At 64.5% G+C, this 18,360-nt stretch carries 17 protein-coding genes and 1 tRNA gene; 5 read left to right on the top strand and 13 right to left on the bottom strand.

Annotation, left to right across the window (positions count from 1 at the left end):
- Window positions 1-70 precede the first annotated feature (70 nt).
- Together map and FJW10_RS02360 are read right to left on the bottom strand one after the other, a co-directional pair.
- Entirely contained in the window at window positions 71-898 is an 828-nt protein-coding gene (gene map / locus FJW10_RS02365; RefSeq protein WP_140898074.1) for a type I methionyl aminopeptidase, read from the bottom strand.
- A 142-nt stretch (window positions 899-1,040) separates the two neighbouring features.
- Window positions 1,041-1,199: an ATP-binding cassette domain-containing protein gene (locus FJW10_RS02360; RefSeq protein ID WP_140898071.1), complete on the bottom strand. Its 159-nt coding sequence runs from the start codon at window positions 1,197-1,199 to the stop codon at window positions 1,041-1,043.
- A 209-nt stretch (window positions 1,200-1,408) separates the two neighbouring features.
- On the opposite strand from FJW10_RS02360, the gene FJW10_RS02355 reads away from it, so the two are divergent.
- Complete coding sequence (locus FJW10_RS02355; RefSeq protein WP_140898069.1) at window positions 1,409-1,714, top strand: DUF982 domain-containing protein; 306 nt, start codon at window positions 1,409-1,411, stop codon at window positions 1,712-1,714.
- A gap of 32 nt (window positions 1,715-1,746) precedes the next feature.
- On the opposite strand, the gene FJW10_RS02350 is transcribed toward FJW10_RS02355, so the two are convergent.
- The 8 genes from FJW10_RS02350 to FJW10_RS02315 all read right to left on the bottom strand — a co-directional run bounded on the left by FJW10_RS02350 (window position 1,747) and on the right by FJW10_RS02315 (window position 10,251).
- Window positions 1,747-2,433 carry an aspartyl/asparaginyl beta-hydroxylase domain-containing protein gene (locus FJW10_RS02350; RefSeq protein WP_140830681.1) on the bottom strand — a complete coding sequence of 229 codons (687 nt, stop codon included), beginning with the start codon at window positions 2,431-2,433 and terminating at the stop codon, window positions 1,747-1,749.
- A gap of 106 nt (window positions 2,434-2,539) precedes the next feature.
- Entirely contained in the window at window positions 2,540-4,033 is a 1,494-nt protein-coding gene (locus tag FJW10_RS02345) for an efflux transporter outer membrane subunit (protein ID WP_140898067.1), read from the bottom strand.
- A gap of 13 nt (window positions 4,034-4,046) precedes the next feature.
- Entirely contained in the window at window positions 4,047-7,190 is a 3,144-nt protein-coding gene (locus FJW10_RS02340) for an efflux RND transporter permease subunit (RefSeq protein WP_140898065.1), read from the bottom strand.
- A gap of 4 nt (window positions 7,191-7,194) precedes the next feature.
- Window positions 7,195-8,487, bottom strand: a complete 1,293-nt coding sequence (locus tag FJW10_RS02335; RefSeq protein ID WP_140898064.1) for an efflux RND transporter periplasmic adaptor subunit — start codon at window positions 8,485-8,487, stop codon at window positions 7,195-7,197.
- Window positions 8,471-9,001 (bottom strand): efflux RND transporter permease subunit, encoded by a 531-nt coding sequence (locus tag FJW10_RS02330; protein ID WP_246674082.1) that lies wholly within the window; start codon window positions 8,999-9,001, stop codon window positions 8,471-8,473. The genes FJW10_RS02335 and FJW10_RS02330 overlap by 17 nt, the downstream gene beginning before the upstream one ends.
- The gene (locus FJW10_RS02325) at window positions 8,998-9,306 is read right to left on the bottom strand and encodes a hypothetical protein (protein WP_140898062.1); all 309 of its coding nucleotides are present in this window, start codon (window positions 9,304-9,306) and stop codon (window positions 8,998-9,000) included. The genes FJW10_RS02330 and FJW10_RS02325 overlap by 4 nt, the downstream gene beginning before the upstream one ends.
- Window positions 9,287-9,490: a hypothetical protein gene (locus FJW10_RS02320; protein WP_246674081.1), complete on the bottom strand. Its 204-nt coding sequence runs from the start codon at window positions 9,488-9,490 to the stop codon at window positions 9,287-9,289. The genes FJW10_RS02325 and FJW10_RS02320 overlap by 20 nt, the downstream gene beginning before the upstream one ends.
- Window positions 9,491-9,597: 107 nt before the next feature.
- Window positions 9,598-10,251 (bottom strand): hypothetical protein, encoded by a 654-nt coding sequence (locus tag FJW10_RS02315; RefSeq protein ID WP_140898060.1) that lies wholly within the window; start codon window positions 10,249-10,251, stop codon window positions 9,598-9,600.
- A 242-nt stretch (window positions 10,252-10,493) separates the two neighbouring features.
- Between FJW10_RS02315 and FJW10_RS02310 the strand changes: the two genes are divergently transcribed.
- From FJW10_RS02310 to FJW10_RS02300, 3 genes are all read left to right on the top strand, one after another.
- The gene (locus FJW10_RS02310) at window positions 10,494-11,240 is read left to right on the top strand and encodes a response regulator (protein ID WP_140898058.1); all 747 of its coding nucleotides are present in this window, start codon (window positions 10,494-10,496) and stop codon (window positions 11,238-11,240) included.
- Window positions 11,237-12,481 carry an ATP-binding protein gene (locus FJW10_RS02305; RefSeq protein WP_140898056.1) on the top strand — a complete coding sequence of 415 codons (1,245 nt, stop codon included), beginning with the start codon at window positions 11,237-11,239 and terminating at the stop codon, window positions 12,479-12,481. Before FJW10_RS02310 ends, FJW10_RS02305 begins: the two co-directional genes overlap by 4 nt.
- Before the next feature lie 151 nt (window positions 12,482-12,632).
- Window positions 12,633-12,926: a hypothetical protein gene (locus FJW10_RS02300; protein ID WP_140652393.1), complete on the top strand. Its 294-nt coding sequence runs from the start codon at window positions 12,633-12,635 to the stop codon at window positions 12,924-12,926.
- A gap of 1,083 nt (window positions 12,927-14,009) precedes the next feature.
- On the opposite strand, the gene FJW10_RS02295 is transcribed toward FJW10_RS02300, so the two are convergent.
- The 3 genes from FJW10_RS02295 to phaC all read right to left on the bottom strand — a co-directional run bounded on the left by FJW10_RS02295 (window position 14,010) and on the right by phaC (window position 17,855).
- A tRNA-Glu gene (locus FJW10_RS02295) sits at window positions 14,010-14,084 on the bottom strand.
- A gap of 448 nt (window positions 14,085-14,532) precedes the next feature.
- Window positions 14,533-15,693 (bottom strand): YcbK family protein, encoded by a 1,161-nt coding sequence (locus FJW10_RS02290; protein WP_246674091.1) that lies wholly within the window; start codon window positions 15,691-15,693, stop codon window positions 14,533-14,535.
- Window positions 15,694-16,019: 326 nt separating this feature from the next.
- Window positions 16,020-17,855 carry a class I poly(R)-hydroxyalkanoic acid synthase gene (gene phaC / locus FJW10_RS02285; RefSeq protein WP_140898051.1) on the bottom strand — a complete coding sequence of 612 codons (1,836 nt, stop codon included), beginning with the start codon at window positions 17,853-17,855 and terminating at the stop codon, window positions 16,020-16,022.
- Between the two features lie 151 nt (window positions 17,856-18,006).
- Here phaC and FJW10_RS02280 point away from each other — a divergent pair, with 151 nt between their 5' ends.
- Complete coding sequence (locus FJW10_RS02280; protein WP_246674080.1) at window positions 18,007-18,357, top strand: hypothetical protein; 351 nt, start codon at window positions 18,007-18,009, stop codon at window positions 18,355-18,357.
- Window positions 18,358-18,360 lie beyond the last annotated feature (3 nt).

The following is an 18,360-nucleotide window of genomic DNA, read 5'->3' as shown; positions in this document are numbered from 1 at the left end:
TTCCGTTCGGAATTGCGTGAAACAAGAGGATAGAGCGGTTCCATCGTTTCCATGAAACGATGGAACCGCTCTAACCCGGCAGGCCGGGGCGGTCGAGCTTTTTCGGCGACAGCGTGAAGATCTCGCAGCCGGTGTCGGTGACGCCGATCGTGTGCTCGTATTGCGCCGACAGCGAGCGGTCGCGCGTGACCGCCGTCCAGCCGTCCGACAGCACCTTCACATGCGGGCGGCCGAGATTGATCATCGGCTCGACCGTAAAAATCATGCCCGGCCGCATCTCGACGCCTTCATTGACGGTGCCGTAATGCAGGATGTTCGGCGCGTCGTGGAAAAGCCGGCCGACGCCATGGCCGCAGAAATCGCGCACCACCGAGCAGCGCTCGGCCTCGGCATAGGTCTGGATCGCGGCGCCGATGGCGCCGGTGCGGGCGCCGGGCTTGATCGCGGTTATGCCGCGCATCAGGCACTCATAAGTCACCTCGAGCAGGCGCTCGGCGGCGCGCTTGATCGTGCCCACCGGATACATGCGCGAGGAATCGCCGTGCCAGCCGTCAAGGATATAGGTGACGTCGATGTTGACGATGTCGCCTTCCTTCAGCGGCTTGTTGTCGGGAATGCCATGGCAGACGACATGGTTGATCGAGGTGCAGGACGACTTGGTGTAGCCGCGATAATTGAGCGTCGCCGGCAGCGCGCCATGGTCCATGCCGAATTCGAAGACGAAGCGGTCGATCGTTTCCGTCGTCACGCCGGGCTTCACCATCAGCACAAGCTCGTCAAGGCAGCGCGCGGTGAGGTCGCAGGCCTTGCGCATACCGGCAAAACCTTCCTCGCCATAGAGGCGAATCTGGCCGGTATTTCGAAGGGGGGCCGTGGAGGCGTCGAGATAGGTAACCATTTTTGTCCGTTTGCCGGCGTTGGCTCCAAAGGAGCCGAACGCGAAAATCTGCTCCAGATTTGGCACCGGAAGCCGCAAGGTTCAAGGACGAAGTGCGGTTGCGGCGTCCATCGCCAAGGAAAACGCGGCCTTCGCTCGGCGCCTAGAAGCCGGCGATCAACCGCAGCATCATCGTCTTGCCGCAGCCGGAAGGGCCGAGCAGCGCCGTGAAAGATCTCCGCGGAAAGGCCAGCGAAACGCCGTCCAGCGCGGTGGCATCGCCATAGCGCTTGACCAGAGGCTCGACCCGGATTTCGCTCAAATTTTCGCCCGCGGCAGCTGTGATGGCCGGCAATACGGTGGAAGTCCGGCATTGGCAATGCAGCAGCCGGTATCGATCCGGACTGACGCCGGTCCGCCGAACCGATTCTTCACCGCACTGAGGTCACATTTGCGAGTCAGAAGGCCGCAAAAGCAACTTTTCACATCGAGCGGCGTTGCTCAGGGCGGCGCCAGTTCGGGAGACAGGGAATGGACAGATTGCAATTCGAGGTGCCGGTGCGCATCACGCCCGCGCCCGGCCTGCCGGTCGAGGAAATCTACAGCGTCGAGCAGGCGCTCGACTTCCTGCAGGATTGGCCGAAGCGCCGGCAGGGCAAGGTCTTCGAAGCCGCGTTCAACGCCTGTTTCGGCGCGACGGTAGACGTGGCCAGCGCCGAGGAAGCCTGCCGCGCGTTCGCTGCCTTCTGCCGCGTCAGCGGATTGCTGGCGAGGGACGCGATGTTTCCCGGCAAGCGGGGCAGCGGGTCGGGGACGTATCGCGAGGCGCGTGCTTAAAGCGCGGCGCGCTTTGAGCCTTTGCAACTGGTTCAGCCGCCGAACGACACGCCACGATAGCGCATCCCCACCTGCACGCCGCGCACGATCACGCGCGACAGGATTTCCATGTCCAGCGGCATTTGCGGACGCCACACGTCGAGGAGGAGAGCGACGCGGGGCTGATCCGAGTTGTTCATAACCTCGTGCTCGAACGTATCGTCCCATAGCATGCACTCGCCGTCGGCGATGCGCCGTTCCTCGTGATCGATCATCATGATCGTTGCCGGACGGCCGTCCGGCTGTTTCGGGATGACCAGGCCAAGATGGAACCGCATGATGCCGCGGAAAGGTCCGCGGTGCGCCGGGATGTGCTTGCGCGGGGCCAGGAATGAGACAGCCGCCGATTTGACCTCTGGGCACTCCGCAAGCAGCCGGCTCAGGACCGGCATGCGCGCGAGGTTTTCCGGGACCGTCATGTCATAGGCCTTGAGCACGAACATGCGCCAGTCGAGACCGTCATTGGCCGAGATATCGGCCTGCTCCGGCATGATGTCGTGGAAGCGCGGCGCGTTGTTCAGCTTCGCCGCCAGCGCCTCGTCGCGGATATCCCGCCAGGCGGCGGTGAACTTCGCGGCATTGGGAAAATGCGTGCCGGCCTCAAGAATGGCCGGTGCATCTATGCGCTTCTCATAGATACGGCGGACCAGATTGGTTCCCAGATCGTAGGCGCCTGACATCTCATTACCTCAACGACGCTGTTATATAGTGGGATATTGCTTGCGGGCATGGCTCACGGGAATTTGTTCGGGCCGTTCGTGACGGATAGACAGCGCGGCTTACCGGTCATTGCGTTTTCGATGCCAGCCGCGGACCGGTGCGGACATCGATGATTTCGGGCCTGGCGGTGTCGACCGCGCCGTTCCAGCCGCCGCCGAGCGCCTTGTTGAGGGCGATATAATCGGTGGCGATCGAGACGCGGCTTTGCAGGACGGAGTCGTCGGCGGAATAGGCCGACCGCTGGGCATCGAGCACATCGAGAAGGCTGGTCTCTCCAGCCTTGTAGAGCGTTCCTTCAAGCCGCGCGGCATCGCCATAGGACTTCGCGGAGGAGGCGAGCTTGCCATTTCTGATGCGCTCCTGCGACAGCGAAACCGTGGCGTTTTCCACGTCTTCCAGAGCCGTCAGCACGGCGGCCTTGTAGCTAACGAAATACTGATCGCGTTGGGCTTTGGCGACGTCCACGGCCGCCTGCAGCTGGCCGGCGTTGAACAATGGCACGCTGAGCGTGGGGCCAAAGGACCAGCCGATGGTGGAGTTCTTGCCGAGATCGCCGAGCTTGAGGGCCGTGGTGCTGATGCCGCCGGTCAGGCTGACGCTCGGATAACGCGCCGCCTCGGCCTGGCCGATCTTGGCGGTGGACTGGGCATATTGCCGCTCGGCCAAGCGCACGTCCGGACGGGTGAGCAGGATGTCGGCCGGGACACCGGTCGGGATCGGCAGGCGCGGCGCCGGGATCGGTGCTGCGCGCTTCAAACGCTCGGTGAGCGCCGCCGGCGGCCGCCCGGTCAGCACGGAAAGTCGATGCACAGCCTCCGCATAGCTCGCTTCCAGGCTCGGAACGCCGGCTTCCGTGCCGCTGGCCTGTCCATCCGCCTTGGCGACGTCCGCCGCGGTCGCCGAGCCGGCCAGAGCCATCGTGCGGGTGAGCTGGGCGGTTTGCCGCTGCGACGCTGCAGAGCGCCGGGCAAGCGCTATGCGGGCCTGATAGCCGCGTGCCTGGACGTAGTTCGAGGTCACGTCGCCAATCAGCGTGAGAAGGGTTGAACGCAGTTCTTCTTCGGAGGCGTCCAGTCCGTAGCTCGTCGCCTCGACGCCCCTGCGGTTGGCGCCGAAGAGGTCGAGTTCCCAGCTGGAATCGAAGCCTGACTGGTACTGGCTGTAGGTCTCGCTGGCTGTCGTTCCCGCGGTGGCTGCGGAGACCCGGTTGCGGGTGGCCGAGGCCGAACCGTCGGCGGATGGAAGCAATGTGCCTACCGACTGGCGGTAGCTCGCCCGCGCCTCGCGGATCTTGGCCTTGGCGGTGGCGACATCGAGATTGCCGGCAACCGCTTCGTCGACAAGCGCGTTCAACTCGGGGTCGCGCAGGCGCTGCCACCATTTCGACAATTGCGCTGGCTTGGCCGGGTTCGCCGCTTTCTGCCCGCTCCAGCTCGCCGGCATTGCCAGCAGAGGCTTCTGGTAATCCGGACCGACGACGCATCCCGAGAGCAGGGCAGCGGCAAACGCGGGCAAAAAGAGCCCCTTCGCGGTCGCGAAACCGCGTTCAAAATCAAACATTTGAGAGAAGCCTTTATTCCTGAGTGGCTGTGGCTTGTGTCCCGCCAGTATCCTGCTTGGCCGCCTTGCCCTTAAAGATGCGGCGCACCGTGACGAACAAGAGCGGCACGAGGAAGACGCCGATCGCGGTCGCCGCGATCATGCCGCCCATGACGCCGATGCCGACCGAGTTCTGCGCGCCGGAGCCGGCGCCGCTGGCGATCGCAAGCGGCGTGACACCGAGGATGAAGGCCAGCGACGTCATCAGGATCGGCCGCAGGCGTTGTCGCGCCGCCTCGAGCGTCGCCTCGACCAATCCCATTCCGGCCGACTGTCGCTCGATGGCGAACTCGACGATGAGGATGGCGTTCTTGGCGGCAAGACCGATCGTGGTCAGCAGCCCGACCTTGAAATAGACGTCGTTGGTCTGCCCGAACAGGCTTGCCGCCGCCAGCGCGCCGAAGATACCGATCGGCACCGACAGCATGACGGCGAACGGGATCGACCAGCTCTCGTAAAGCGCGGCAAGGCAGAGGAAGACGACCAGCGCCGAAATCGCGTAGAGCGACATCGCCTGGTTGCCGGAGAGCCTCTCCTGGTGCGACAGCCCGGTCCATTCATGCGAATATCCGGCGGGCAGTTGCGCGACCAGCCTGTCGATCTCGTCCATCGCCGCGCCGGAGCTTTGGCCCGCCGCCGCCGCGCCCTGGATCTCCACCGCGGCCGAGCCGTTATAGCGTTCGAGCCGGGGCGATCCGTAGGTCCAGTGGCTGGAAGCAAAGGCCGAGAACGGCACCATGGCGCCGCCGGAATTGCGGACCTGCCATTTGTCGAGATCTTCCGGCTGCATGCGGAAGTCCGGGTCCGATTGCAGATAGACCGGCTTCACCCGGCCGCGATCGATGAAGTCGTTGACGTAGTCGCTGCCCCAGGCGGTCGACAGCGTGTTGTTGATGTCGGCGAGGCTGATGCCCAGCGCGCTCGCTTTTTCCTGGTCGATATCGACCGAGAATTGCGGCTGATCCTCCTGACCGTTGGGGCGGGTGTTGGCGAGCAGCGTGCTCTTCGCGGCCAGGCCCAGCAGCTGGTTGCGCGTCTGGATCAGTGCTTCATGGCCGGCACCATTGACGTCCTGCAGGTAGAAATCGAAGCCGTTGGTGTTGCCGAAACCCTGGATGGCGGGCGGAGCGAGCGCGAAGACCTGCGCGTCCCTGATCTTGGAGAAGGCGCCCATGGCGCGGCCGGCGACCGCCGGTGCGGCGAGAGCCGGCGTCTTGCGCTGGTCGAAGTCCTTCAGCCGCACGAAGGCGATGCCGACATTCTGTCCGGCGCCGCCGAAGCCGAAGCCGGAAGCGGTGAACACGCCTTCGACCGCGTCCTTCTCCTCGTTCAAATAATGGTTGGTCACCTCAGCCAGCACGCGCTCGGTGCGATCCTGCGTCGCGCCGACCGGCAGCGATGCGCTGGTGATCAGGATGCCCTGATCCTCGTCCGGCAGGAACGAGCTCGGCAGCCGGGCGAACATCCAGCCCATGGCGATGACGATGGCCAGGAATACGGCAAGGAAGCGCCATGACCGGTTGATGATGCCGTGCGAGCCGTCGCGGTAGGCGATCGTGCCGCGATCGAAGACGCGGTTGAACCAGCCGAACGGACCTTTCTGCGTCGCGTGGTCCTTGGCCGGGCGCAGGATCGTGGCGCATAGCGCCGGCGTCAGCACCAGCGCGACCAGCACCGACAGCACCATGGCCGAGACGATGGTGACAGAGAATTGCCGGTAGATGATGCCTGTGGAACCACCGAAGAAAGCCATTGGCACGAACACGGCCGACAGCACGGTGGCGATGCCGATCAGCGCGCCGGTGATCTCGTGCATCGATTTGCGCGTCGCCTCTTTCGGCGGCAGGCCTTCCTCCTGCATCACGCGCTCGACATTCTCGACCACGACGATGGCGTCGTCGACGAGCAGGCCGATGGCCAAAACCATGGCGAACATGGTGAGCGTGTTGATCGAATAGCCGAAGAAGGAGAGCACGCCGAATGTGCCGAGCAGCACCACCGGCACGGCGATCGTCGGGATGATCGTGGCACGCAGGTTCTGCAGGAAAAGCAGCATCACCAGGAAAACCAGCACGATCGCTTCGGCGAGTGTCTTCACCACTTCCTCGATCGACAGGCGCACGAAGGGCGAGGTGTCGTACGGGTAGACGACCTCGACGCCTTGCGGGAAGGTCGAGCTCAGGCGATTGATCGTCGCGCGCACCGCCTCGGCGGTGCTGATGGCGTTGGCGCCGGTCGCCAGGTTGACGGCGACGCCGGCGGCAGGCTTGCCGTTGTAATGGGCCTGCGTGGTGTAGCTTTCGGCGCCGATCTCGACTTTGGCGACGTCGTTCAGCCGAACCAGCGAGCCGTCGGTATTGCTCTTGAGGATGATGTTGCGGAACTGTTCGGCGGTTTGCAGCCGGCTCTTGGCCGTCACCGTGGCGTTGAGCTGCTGGCCCTTGCGCGCCGGCAAGCCGCCGAGCTGGCCCGCCGAAACCTGCGTGTTCTGCGCCTCGATGGCGGTGGCGACATCGTTCGGCATCAGCGCATATTGCGCTAATTTGTCGGGGTCAAGCCAGATGCGCATGGCATAGCCGGAGCCGAAGAGCTGCGTCGAGCCGACGCCTTCGACGCGCTTCAGGGTGTCGTTGACGGTGCTGTCGACATAATCGGCAAGGTCGGTCGAGTTCATCTTGCCGTCGCTGGAGACGAAGCCGATGACCATCAGGAAGCCGGTCGAGGATTTGGAGACGGTGATGCCGTTGCTCTGGACGACCTGCGGCAACTGCGACTGCACCAGCTGCAGCTTGTTTTGCGTCTGAACCTGGGCCGTATCCGCGTTGGCGGCGCTGGTGAAGGTCAGCGTGATCGAGGCCTGGCCGGTCGAGGTCGACGTCGCCGTCATATAATCGAGATTATCGATGCCGGTCATGCCCTGCTCGATGACCTTGGTCACCGAGTTCTCGACGGTCTGGGCATCGGCACCGGGATAGGTGGCGCTGATATTGACGGTTGTCGGCGCGATCTGCGGATATTGCGAGATCGGCAGCGATTGCAGCGCCAGCAGGCCGCCCAGCATGATCACGATGGCGATCACCCAGGCGAAGATCGGCCGGTTGATGAAGAAACCCGACATCGCTTTAGTTCCCGGTTGCGCCAGAGGCAGGTTGCTTCGCGGCGCCGGCGGCATTGCCTCCCGCCGGTGCGGCTGAGGCGGAGCTCTGCTCGCGGTCCTTGATCTCGCCGGTCGTTTCGTCGATCGTCACTTCGACCGCCATCGCGTCGCCGCCGGCGCGCACCAGCTGCAGGCCCTCGACGATGACGCGGTCGCCGTCGCCGACGCCGGAATCCACCAGCCAGTTGTTGCCGACGCTGTTGCGCACGCCCAGCGTACGCTGCTCGACCTTGCCCTGGGCATTGACCACCATGGCCGTCGCCTGGCCCTTGGGATCACGGGTGACGCCGCGCTGCGGAACCAGGAAACTGTTTTGGGCGACGCCTTCCTCGACGATGGCTCGGACATACATGCCGGGCAGCAGCAGGCGGTCGGGATTGGGGAACTGGGCCCTGAGCGCGAACGTGCCGGTCGACTGGTCGACATTGGCGCCGGCGAATTCCATCTTGCCGTCCTGGGCGTAGATGGTGCCGTTGTCGAGCTTCAGCTTGACGCTGACATTGGCCCCGCTGAACTTCAGCCGGCCTTCGTTGATCGCCTGGCGCAGATTGAGCAGGTTGGTGCTCGACTGCGTGACGTCGACATTGATCGGGTCGAGCGAGCGAATGGTGGTCAGCACCGTTTCCTGGTTGGCCGTGACCAGCGCGCCCGGCGTCAATGACGATTTGTCGATCCGGCCGGCGATCGGCGCGGTGATCGAGGTGCGGTTGAGGCTGATCTTCGCGGTCTCGACGCTGGCCTTGGCCGATGCGACGTCGGCCTGGGCCTGCGCCAGCGTCGCGGCGGCATCGTCGTAATCCTGCTTCGAGACAACATTCTGCTTCAGCAGCCCGGAATAACGATCGAATTTGGCCTGCGCGGTGGGCACCGCGGCTTCCGCCTTTTGCTGGGTGGCGACGGCGCTGTCATAGGCGGCCTGATAGCTCGCCGGGTCAATAAGGTAGAGCGGCTGTCCCGCCACCACTTCGGCGCCCTCCTGGAACAGGCGCTGCTGGATGATGCCGTCGACCTGCGGGCGAACCTCGGCGATGAGAGAGGCGGCCGTGCGGCCCGGCAGCTCGGCGGTGATCGCCACCGATTGCGGATGCAGCGTGACGACGCCGACCTCAGGCCTGCCGACGCCACCCATGCCGGCCGGCACCTGGCTCTTTTCCTGCGAGCAGGCCGCCAGGAGAAGCGCGGCGCACAGAATTCCCGCCCAGGGAGACAGGCGGCGAGGCCTCGCCAGCAACAGAGAGCGATCAGGCTTGATATGCATTGGCTGGATCTTTCGCTGGAGTTGCGGTTCCCGCTTGGCCGGTCGCGCCGGGCGCTTCGACCAACAGCTTGCCGAGATGGCGGGCGAGGAAGCCCTGGATGTCGTCCATGAAGGTGTAGACTACCAGCAGGTAGACGAGGCTGAGCACGGTCGAGGAGATGAGCCCGCCGATCACGGCGATCGCCATCGGCGCCCGGGTCTCGGCGTCGGCGCCGATGCCAAGCGCGATCGGCAGCATGCCGGCGCCCATGGCGATCGATGTCACGACGATGGGCCGGGCTCGCTTGCGGGCGGCGTCGAGCAGTGCCACGAAGCGGCTCATGTCATGCTCCTTCTCGGCGACCAGGGCATATTCGACGAGCAGGATCGAGTTCTTGGCCGCGATGCCCATGAGCATCAGTATGCCGATCAACGGCCAGATGCCAAGTGCCTTGCCCGTGACGAGCAGGAAGCCGAGTGCGCCGCCGACCGACAGCGGCAGCGCCACCATCGACCAGGAGGAGATGGCGTTCATCGCGTCTGCTCCGCCGCGCTTGCGGCATCGGCAGCTGTTGCTTCGCCGGCGGCGACGCGCACGAGATTGCCGTCATTGAGGAAGCCGGCGCCGGCGACGGTGCCGGTCGCGCTGATCGACGACGTGACCGCCTCGGGATGGACCCGCTCCACCGAAACGGTGAGCGTGGCAGCCTGAGCAGGCGCGGCTTTCCCGACGTCCGGCTCCGGCGCGCCGCGGCCATAGGCCTTCAGCATCGCGGCGACACCGGCCGCGACCAGTACGGCGACGAGGATAAGATGGCTTTTACGCAATTTTCTGGTCATGATTTTCGGTGTTCGAGGGCGAGATCGGAAGCGACAGACGGTAAGCGGCGAAGCTCAGCCGGATCGCCCTCTGCAGCGCCCGCTTCGACAGGATCCGCTGCCTGGCGCCGGCGCCGGGACGGATCGTCAGGGGCGAGCCCAGGGAGGCAAGCAGCCGCAGCATCATCAGGGCTTCCCACATCATAATGCGCTCCATGCGCGCTGGCGGTCGCGCGGACGCGTCCGCCAACTCGCAGAAAGTACCGGCCGGCCCTTGAACGGGTGGGTCAGGGGGCCGGCCGGCGCAGCCGGTCAGAGTTGCTCGCCATTCCGGGGTGGGGGTGGAGGGAGCTGTCCGCCGTGATCGGGCAGCCCTCCGGGGCCGGCTGCATCCGGCGGATCGCCCCACGGGCCGGGGGGCGGGCCATGCGGCCGGTCCGCCGAAGCGAGGATTTCGAGCTGTTCGGGTGTCAGCTTGGAGCGGAGCGCGGCGATCGCGTCCTTCAGCTTGGCCGCCGAAGCGGCGCGTGTCGTGACATCGTCGGCCAGCTTTTCCTGGAACGCGAAGGGATCGCGGGCAGCACCTGACGCAGGTCTGTCGGGACCTGCGCCGCCCAGGCCGAAGTCCGGTCGTGCCGGCGGCGCCAGCACCGCCTGCAGCGCGCTGGTGTAATCGCGCCAGGCGTCGAGCTGTTCGGAGCGGATGCCGATGCGGGTCTCGAGCAATGAAAGGTGCGCCGCGAGCATTTGGGGCGGCGGTCCCATGCGACGAGGGCCGAAATCCTCCGGTCCATGCCGCATCGCCCAGCGCTGTCCGTGCCAGCGCATCGGGCCTAGGCCCGCATCGTCCTGCCGGTCGATGGCCGGCGGCTGGTCGCCCGGCGCACCGGGCTCGGGCTGGGCGGCCAGCACCGGGTGGATCGCCGCGACCGAGAACAGGCCGAGCGCCAAAAGACTGCTTCGCATGACGTTATCCTTTTCTGCATGCTTCGGATGCAGGCAGGATAGGAAGCGACTTTTGCCGCTTCGCGTCGGCGTGTTGCCGAAGGTTTCCGCAAAAAGGAGATTTGTTTCCGAACGTTTCCGGCGCCTTGCGGGAAACGTTCGGTTGCAATTTTTCGTGCCGTTGGCGCGCGGCACTTCCTATAATCAGGGACAAGCAGTGACAAACGGGCGACGATAAACGGACAGGGTGAAACGGGCCGGGAATGCAGGTACAACCCCACATCCTTGTCGTCGACGACGACCGCGAGATCCGCACGCTGCTCGGGCGCTATCTGGACGGCCAAGGCTTTCGCGTCTCGGTGGCGGCGGACAGGCGCGAGTGCGAGCAGAAGCTGGGCGCCGGCCAGTTCGATCTTGTCGTGCTCGACGTCATGCTGCCCGATGGCTCGGGTCTCGACATCTGCAGGAGCCTGCGTGACCGCAAGCCGCACATCCCGGTCATCCTGCTGACGGCGCTGAAAGAGGATGTCGACCGCATCATCGGGCTGGAGCTCGGCGCCGACGACTATCTCGGCAAGCCGTTCAACCCGCGCGAGCTATCGGCCCGCATCCGCGCCGTGCTGAGGCGCGCGGCTCCGGAAGAGGCGGCGCCGCCAAAAGTGCGCATCTATCATTTCGCCGGCTACCGGCTGGAGCCGGACACACGCAAGGTGATCGATGCCGAAGGCGTCGCGGTCGACCTTACCGGCGCCGAGTTCGACCTGCTGCAGGTTTTCCTCGACCGTCCGGGGCGGCTTTTGTCGCGCGACCAGCTCCTCGACCTGACGCAGGGCCGCGAGCGCGATCCGCTGGAGCGCTCCGTCGACGTGCTGGTGAGCCGGCTGCGCAAGAAATTTGCCGAAGCGGGCGAGGGGTCGCTATTCAAGACGGTGCGCAACGGCGGCTATCAGCTGACCGCGCGCGTCGAGACGACGGAGCACCGCGTCCCGACGGCGGAGGCGGGCACATGACCTCGCTGCGCCGGCGGCTGATCATCCTTCTCGTCGTTTCGATCCTCGGTGTCGTGGGTCTCGCGACATTCGTCGCCGTCAAGGTGCTCGGCGGTCCGTCGCCCGAGCTGATCATGGGTCCGCTGGCCCACCAGATCCAGTATATGGTTCAATTGGCTCCCGGCCACGCGCAGACCGCGCGCGACGCGCCGATCACCGTCAGCGGCGGTCCGGCCCCCGGTATCGAGGACCGCAAGCACACGCGCGTGCTGAACGAGATCCTGCAGCATGACGGCGTCGATGTTTCGGCTGTCGTCACCCGTAACGTCGGCGGGCCCGGCATGGTCGCCTCTGTCGCTCTGCCTGGCAATCGCTGGATGATCGTCGACGTTCCCGATTTCGGGCCGCCGCGCGATGTCTGGTACGGGCTGGCGGGCTGGATGGCGCTGATCGTGCTCGGCGCCACGCCGGTGTCGATCTACTTTACCGGTGTGCTGGTGCGGCCGCTGGAGATGCTGGAAGCGGCCGTCAGCAAGATCGGATCGGACGGGGTGCTGACGGCTGTGCCGGAGAAAGGACCCGCCGAGGTCAGGGCGACGGCGCGTGCGCTCAACGAACTGTCGGAGAGGCTCAAGACCGCGATGGAAAGCCGCATGCGCCTTGTCGCGGCCGCGGGTCATGACCTGCGCACGCCGATGACCAGGATGCGGCTCAGGGCCGAGTTCCTCGACGAAGACCGCGAAAAATGGCTGAGCGATCTCGAAGAGCTCGACCGCATAGCCGACAGCGCCATCCGCCTGGTGCGCGAGGAGGTGAACCAGGACGCGGTCGAGCCGGTGGAATTGGACAGGTTGGTTCGCGATATCGAGGTCGAGATGGTCTCGCTCGGCCACGCGGTGACGATCGACCATCTCGATCATGTGTCGGTCAAAGCCGGCGCGCTTGGCTTGCGCCGGGCGCTGCGCAACCTGATCGTCAACGCCGCCACGCATGGCAAGAGCTGCAGCATCGCGCTTGCGGGGCGGGGCGGTCAAGCGGTCCTGACTATCGCCGATCGTGGTTCCGGCATTCCGCCGGACCTGTTGAACAAGGCCTTCGAGCCCTTCTTCCGAGTCGATCCGGCGCGCACGCAATTCATTCCGGGCGCGGGGCTGGGGCTCGCGATCGCGAAGGAGATCATCGAGCGCTACGGCGGCACGATCACGCTGGAGAACAGGCAGGGGGGAGGGTTGCTGCAGACGGTGGTGTTTGCAACAACCTGACGTCGTTCGTCCTCCGGCAATTCCAGACCCTTGGCACGGGCTTTCAAACGCTTTTTCAAGGCTTTGCTCGCTGCATCGTGACCGCACCGCTGTTGCGGAGCGGCGTCGCAAGATGCGAATTTGCGATACGATGTTTTGCGAGGATGCCACCATGCCCATACGCAAGATTGCGTTTTGCGCGGCAGCGATGATCGTTGCCGCCACAAATTTCGCCGATGCGAGGCCCGACACGCGCAAGATGACCTGCGCGCAGACCCAGGCGCTGATCCAGAGCCAGCATGCGGCGGTGCTGAGCACCGGAGCGAACACCTATGATCGCTATGTCCGCCAGTTCGGCAACGAGTGCGATGCTCCCTACGTGCCGATGGTCGACTATGTCCCGGCCAGTGACGGTCGGTGCATGGTTTATCGGTGCGAAGAGCCGGCGCCCATGGTTCCGGATTGATCGGCGACCAGCGCCGCTTTCCCGGCTTGCACGTAATCCCAGACGCCGGCTGATGCCATTTACTTGACCTTTTGGATCTCCGCGGCAGGCGTCTGGTCAGTCGCCGGAGCCGGCGTGCAATCCGGGCCCTTGCAGTCGAGGACCGGATCCTCGGCCGGGGGCAGGCAATTTTGCCCCTCGCAATGAATTGCCGGCGATGGTTCCGTCGCTGGCTGGCTATTCGGCTGGACAGGTTGATCGTCGGCGCGAACAGGCAAAGCGCCTGCCAGGCCAATCATCGCCGCGCACGGCAGCGCTATCCGAAGCAAGTTCATTCTTGCCTCCACGGTTGGGAGCGAGGAGAAGCTACACCTTCGGTTGGGAGCCTACACACTGTCAGCCGTGAATGGCGTTAACGGCGGGTTTCTGCCCCCGAGAGCCCATTGTCGCGCCCGACTGCCGCAATGAACCAGACCTGGCCGCGCTTCATGACGCCTCCTCTCAGTTGCCAATCCGAAGCGAACAAGACATCCAAGGCCTGTTCCGTCGAGAGGGTGCACAATGGGCATCTCTCGGCCATCTGTTCGTGCAATTTCACTCTGCAAGCGGAACGAGAGTGCGGGTTAACCAGTTAGCTCGATATGCCTACCAAGGTCAAAGAACCGCAGCCGAAGTCCGACCAGAAAAAGGGCCCTGTTCCCGATCAGGAAGGATCACCAGAGCCTGAACATGTCGATAAGCCACCGCGAGACGTACGAGAGGCACCGGCACCAAATCCCAACGGCGACAAGAAATCCTGATGAATTGCGCAAGTGAAACGATGGCCCCGCTGCTATGTGGTCAGGCCCTTGCCAACCCAACCACGGATGTAACCCAGAAGCGTTTCGCTGCTTCATCAATTGCATGAAGGTCTGATCCGGAGTGAAATTTCCAGCCGCGCCGCTTCCGGTGAGGCTATCCAAAGGCTCATCGAAGCGATCGCACACAGGAAATGAAACTGCCAATTTGGCTGATGAGCGGATCGGTCGGGAGCTTCTGCCTCAGATAATTCTCAAGCGTCAGGCCCCGATCGCCGCTCGACGGTCCTCAAATGTGCTTGAAAGCTGGTACGCCCAAGGGGAATCGAACCCCTGTTACCGCCGTGAAAGGGCGGTGTCCTAACCGCTAGACGATGGGCGCGCTCAGACGAAGCGGCTTATAATTGCGTTGTTGCCAACCGGCAACCCATCCGCAGCCAGATGCGACAACTTTTTTCGAAAGCGGGAAAGGCGCTCTTTCGGCGAGCCAGGGTGCGTTTCGCGGCCTCGCTTGGTGGCGCACCCTTGGAGATTAGCCGGGACATCCCTCGCGGTCGTCATTCTATGGCGGAGCAAGGGGCGCAGCGAGGACCATGGAATCCCTTCCGTGGTGCATGAGTGCTGCAACGGTGCAAGAACCGGCACTGCTGCATCCCGCGGCCAAGGTAACGGAATGGATCCCCGGGTCTGCGCGTCCGCTTCGCCCGTGGATGACGAAGTTCCGAAGGCTTCGGCCAATCGCGAACGTCCCGACGGATGAACAAACGTGGCGCGCTGACCGGTTCTCAACCCGCCAAACCGGCTATGCGAGCCGGACCAAGCCGAAAGTATCAGCCGTCCTCGCCACCGCCGCTGCGGCGACGGCAGCGCCAGTTCCAGTCGCGCTCGGGGCCGACGTCGACATGGACGGATTCGGTGTGGCAGTAGGTGCCGACGCCGCCGCGGCCCGGCATCGTGCGGACGTAGTTCGCCAACTCCCACTTCGAGACGCCCGGCACCTGGATGTCGGCGGCGGCGCAATACATGTGCAGCGAGTTCTTGGCACCGTTGGCGCGGCGGTTGCGCGAGGGATCGCGATAGCCGGAGGTGACGATCATCTTGCGGCCGAAATGGCCCTCGATCGTCTTCAGCACTCGCACCAGCGAAGGCTTGAGGCAGGCGACGTCGACGCTTTCGTTCTGCTTCAAAAGACCGTTGGGCGCGAGTCTCGCCATGCCGGCGGCCGACGCCACCTGGTAGGAACCGCCGCCGCCCTCGTCCTCATTGAGATCGACGTCGCTCTCGTCGTCGATGCCGGACTTGCGCTTGATCTCGAACAGCGCCGTCTGGCGCACGCCGGGGAGAGCGTCGGCGCCGGTGATGTGATTGGCCGGGTCGTCGAGCGAGGCCAGTTGCACCGACTTCTCGGTCGGGGTCGCCGAGGCCAGCGTCACGATCGGCTTGGCCGGCGGCGGCGTGGTCTTGGCCTGCGCCGCCGGCTGGTCGCCGGAGCGCGCGTTGTTGATCAAGGGGGCGGGCGCGGCCGAAGCTGGCGTCGTGCTGAACAGCGAGGCGAACAGGCTCTTCTTCGGCGCGGCGATCTGCGGCTGCGCCGGCTCGCCGGCGGTCACATAGACGCCGTTGCTCATGGCTTGCGTGGTCGCCTGCGCCTTCGACGCGACGGCGGCGGCATCGCCGGCGGCGACCTGCTGGGCGACGGCTTGCGTCTGGTCCGCCGTTTGCGCCTGCTGAACCAGCGGTTGCGGCGTGCTTCCGGCAATGGCCTGAGCGCCGGCAGGGATGGCGATGGGGAAGGTGCCGTCCGGCCGCGTCTCCGGCACATAGGCGACCTTCTCGGGCAGGGGCGTATCGTCCTCGCTCATCACGGTCGAGGCCGCCTCGGCGGGCGCCGGTGCCGGCAACGACGAATCGGCTGAAGCCGCGGTCTTGGCGCCGGATGACGCGGTCATTTCGGTCGCGGTCGAATTGTAGGCGGGCGAAACGACCGACATCGTCGGGTCGCCGGTCGACGTGCAGGAGGCCAGCAGCACGGAGAAAAGTGCCGCCGCGATGCTGCGACTTTCCCCTCGTGCAAGACGCCAACCTGCTGATTTCAAAATAAATTCCCCCTCGGTATCCGGTCGGTTCGTTATCGCCGCGCTACTCGAGAACCGCGCCGCGATAACCCTCCTGTTCCCAACCGGAAACGGGATGTGTGTCGAATCTGCAAGCCTCGGAATTATTCTACGTCGAACGCTGATTTGAGGCCGCCGAACGATTGACGCCACCATTTCGCCCTGTTTTGGCGGGGCGTCAACTCACCAGACATTACAGTCTGTTACACGCGCACCTTGACATAGGTGCCCGGCGCATCTCCCAAGGTTTTCATACGCTTGCCTGGTTTTCGGGCGGGTACGCGGATGTCGTCCTGGTTCTCGATCCAGTGTTGCCAATGCGTCCACCAGGAACCGGGATGCTCGTGCGCCGCGGCGAGCCACGCGTTGAAGTCACCTACCGGCCTGCCGCCGGTCCAGTACTGATATTTCCTGGCGGCGGGCGGGTTGACGACGCCGGCGATGTGGCCGGAACCCGCCATCACATACTCGACGTCGCCGCCGAAAAACTGTGATCCCAGGAACACCGAAAGCGCCGGCGCGATGTGGTCTTCTTTCGTGGCCAGGTTGTAGACGGGAATCGTGATGTCGGCCAGCGAGACCATGCGCCCCGCAAGCTCCATCACGCCGCGCGACAGATTGTTCTCGAGATAGCAATTGCGCAGATAAAACGAGTGGTTGGCCGCTGCCATGCGCGTGGAATCGGAATTCCAGTAGAGCAGGTCGAAGGGCAGGGGCTCCTTGCCGCGCATGTAGTTGTTGACGACGTAGGGCCAGATCAGGTCGCCCGAGCGCAGCATGTTGAAGGCGGTCGCCATCTTGGTGCCTTCCAGATAGCCCTTTTCGCTCATCGAGCGCTCGACGGCTGCGACCTGGTCCTCGTCCACGAACACCTTGAGGTCGCCGGCATGGGTGAAGTCGACCTGCGTGGTGAAGAAGGTGGCCGATTTGATGCGGTGGTCACCCTCTTGCGCCAACAGGGCAAGCGCGGCGCCGAGCAGCGTGCCGCCGACGCAGTAGCCGATCGCATTGACCTCTTTTTCGCCCGTCGCCTTCTCCACCATGTCGAGGCCGAATTGCAGGCCTTCGCGGATATAGGCCTCCCAGCCCTTGGCGCCGTGGCGTTCGTCGGGATTGATCCAGGAGATGACGAAGACGGTGTGGCCCTGCTCGATCGCCCAGCGTATGAAGGATTTCTGCGGGTTGAGGTCGAGGATATAGAATTTGTTGATCCATGGCGGGCAGATCAGCAGCGGCCGTTTCAGCACGGTCTCCGTCACCGGGTCGTATTGGATGATCTCGGCGACGTCGCTGCGGCCGACGACCTTGCCGGGCGTCGTGGCGATGTTCTTGCCGATTTCGAAGGGCGTGTAATCCGCCTGGCGCAGCCTCAGGTCGCCCCGGCCTGCGGCGATGTCCTCGGCCAGCATCTTCATGCCGCGCACGAGGTTCTCGCCGTTCGAGGCGACGGTCTCGCGGAACAGCTCCGGATTGGTCAAGATGAAGTTCGATGGCGCGATCGCGTTCGACACCTGCTTGACGTAGAAGCTCGCCTTGTGGCGGGTGTGCTCGTCCAGGCCCTCGGCATGCTCGACAAGCTCGTTCGCCCAGTGCGAGGTGACGAGATAGGCCTGCTTGAGGAAATCGAAGAAGGCGTTGCGGCCCCATTCCGGGTCCTGGAAGCGCTTGTCGCCGCGTTCGGGCTGAACCGCGTCCTGCGGCGCCTCGGCGTTGGGGTTGACTTTCTGGATGGCGTTCGCCCAGACGGTCATATAGCCGGCGAAGAGTCGCGTCTGCGCTTCGAGCGCGCGTTGCGGATCGCCGAGCCAGTATTCCGAGAGCTTGGAGAAGGTCTTGACCATGTCGACGACCGGTTCGGCGACATGGTCGCGCACTTCACCCTTCTCGCGCGGTTCGGCCCAGGCGGAAGCCGCCTTGCCAGCCTGCTCGATCATGCGCGCCACGTTCAGGGCGAAGCGCTCGGGATCCTTCACCAGATATTGCTCGATGGCCGAAGGTCCGCCATTTTCCGCTTTGTCCGAATCGTCAGGTTTGGACATGGTTCGCGGGGTTCCTCCCGGAGCGTTTTCTTGACATAGTACCATGGGACATCTGACTGGGTCCAATTCGCTGTAACCCGGCTGCCAGGAAAACAATATGACGATTAATGTTGGCCGGACTTTTTTTCTCGACGCGGGTTCGATTTGCCGCATGGCGGTCGCGGCAGGGCTGGTCGGCGTGCTGCTGCCCGCCGGCGGCTGCACGAGCACTAGCACGAACAATGCGCCGACGGCCTTGACCGAAGGCCCGAAGGACACCGGCTCCTATCCGAACCTCAATGTCCCGCCGCCGGTCGCCGCCAAGCAACTCACCAAGGAAGAGACCGCCGCGAACCTCGCCCAGCTCAAGGCCAAGGAGCAGGCGCAGATCGCCAAGGGCAGCGGCGTCAAGGCACCGGCGAATGCGGCGGCGCTCAGCACCTTGGCTAAAACGCATGGCGGCGACACGCTGAAGCAGATCGAGGGCAAATGCGACCCTGCTCTCGACCCTAGTTGCAATTAGGTT

Source organism: Mesorhizobium sp. B4-1-1 (assembly GCF_006439375.1).
Classification (GTDB): domain Bacteria; phylum Pseudomonadota; class Alphaproteobacteria; order Rhizobiales; family Rhizobiaceae; genus Mesorhizobium.
The sequence above is the reverse complement of the archived record's forward strand: the minus strand, read 5'-3'. Positions and strand labels throughout refer to the sequence as shown.

Excerpts from the sequence above, each read along its gene's own strand:
- phaC (WP_140898051.1), bottom strand. The coding sequence starts at position 17,855 with ATGTCCAAACCTGACGATTCGGACAAAGCGGAAAATGGCGGACCTTCG.
- FJW10_RS02340 (WP_140898065.1), bottom strand. The coding sequence starts at position 7,190 with ATGTCGGGTTTCTTCATCAACCGGCCGATCTTCGCCTGGGTGATCGCC.
- FJW10_RS02330 (WP_246674082.1), bottom strand. The coding sequence starts at position 9,001 with ATGAACGCCATCTCCTCCTGGTCGATGGTGGCGCTGCCGCTGTCGGTC.
- FJW10_RS02320 (WP_246674081.1), bottom strand. The coding sequence starts at position 9,490 with ATGATGTGGGAAGCCCTGATGATGCTGCGGCTGCTTGCCTCCCTGGGC.
- map (WP_140898074.1), bottom strand. The coding sequence starts at position 898 with ATGGTTACCTATCTCGACGCCTCCACGGCCCCCCTTCGAAATACCGGC.
- FJW10_RS02310 (WP_140898058.1), top strand. The coding sequence starts at position 10,494 with ATGCAGGTACAACCCCACATCCTTGTCGTCGACGACGACCGCGAGATC.
- FJW10_RS02335 (WP_140898064.1), bottom strand. The coding sequence starts at position 8,487 with ATGCATATCAAGCCTGATCGCTCTCTGTTGCTGGCGAGGCCTCGCCGC.
- FJW10_RS02325 (WP_140898062.1), bottom strand. The coding sequence starts at position 9,306 with ATGACCAGAAAATTGCGTAAAAGCCATCTTATCCTCGTCGCCGTACTG.
- FJW10_RS02355 (WP_140898069.1), top strand. The coding sequence starts at position 1,409 with ATGGACAGATTGCAATTCGAGGTGCCGGTGCGCATCACGCCCGCGCCC.
- FJW10_RS02300 (WP_140652393.1), top strand. The coding sequence starts at position 12,633 with ATGCCCATACGCAAGATTGCGTTTTGCGCGGCAGCGATGATCGTTGCC.
- FJW10_RS02345 (WP_140898067.1), bottom strand. The coding sequence starts at position 4,033 with ATGTTTGATTTTGAACGCGGTTTCGCGACCGCGAAGGGGCTCTTTTTG.
- FJW10_RS02350 (WP_140830681.1), bottom strand. The coding sequence starts at position 2,433 with ATGTCAGGCGCCTACGATCTGGGAACCAATCTGGTCCGCCGTATCTAT.
- FJW10_RS02305 (WP_140898056.1), top strand. The coding sequence starts at position 11,237 with ATGACCTCGCTGCGCCGGCGGCTGATCATCCTTCTCGTCGTTTCGATC.
- FJW10_RS02290 (WP_246674091.1), bottom strand. The coding sequence starts at position 15,693 with ATGTCGGTCGTTTCGCCCGCCTACAATTCGACCGCGACCGAAATGACC.
- FJW10_RS02315 (WP_140898060.1), bottom strand. The coding sequence starts at position 10,251 with ATGCGAAGCAGTCTTTTGGCGCTCGGCCTGTTCTCGGTCGCGGCGATC.
- FJW10_RS02280 (WP_246674080.1), top strand. The coding sequence starts at position 18,007 with ATGGCGGTCGCGGCAGGGCTGGTCGGCGTGCTGCTGCCCGCCGGCGGC.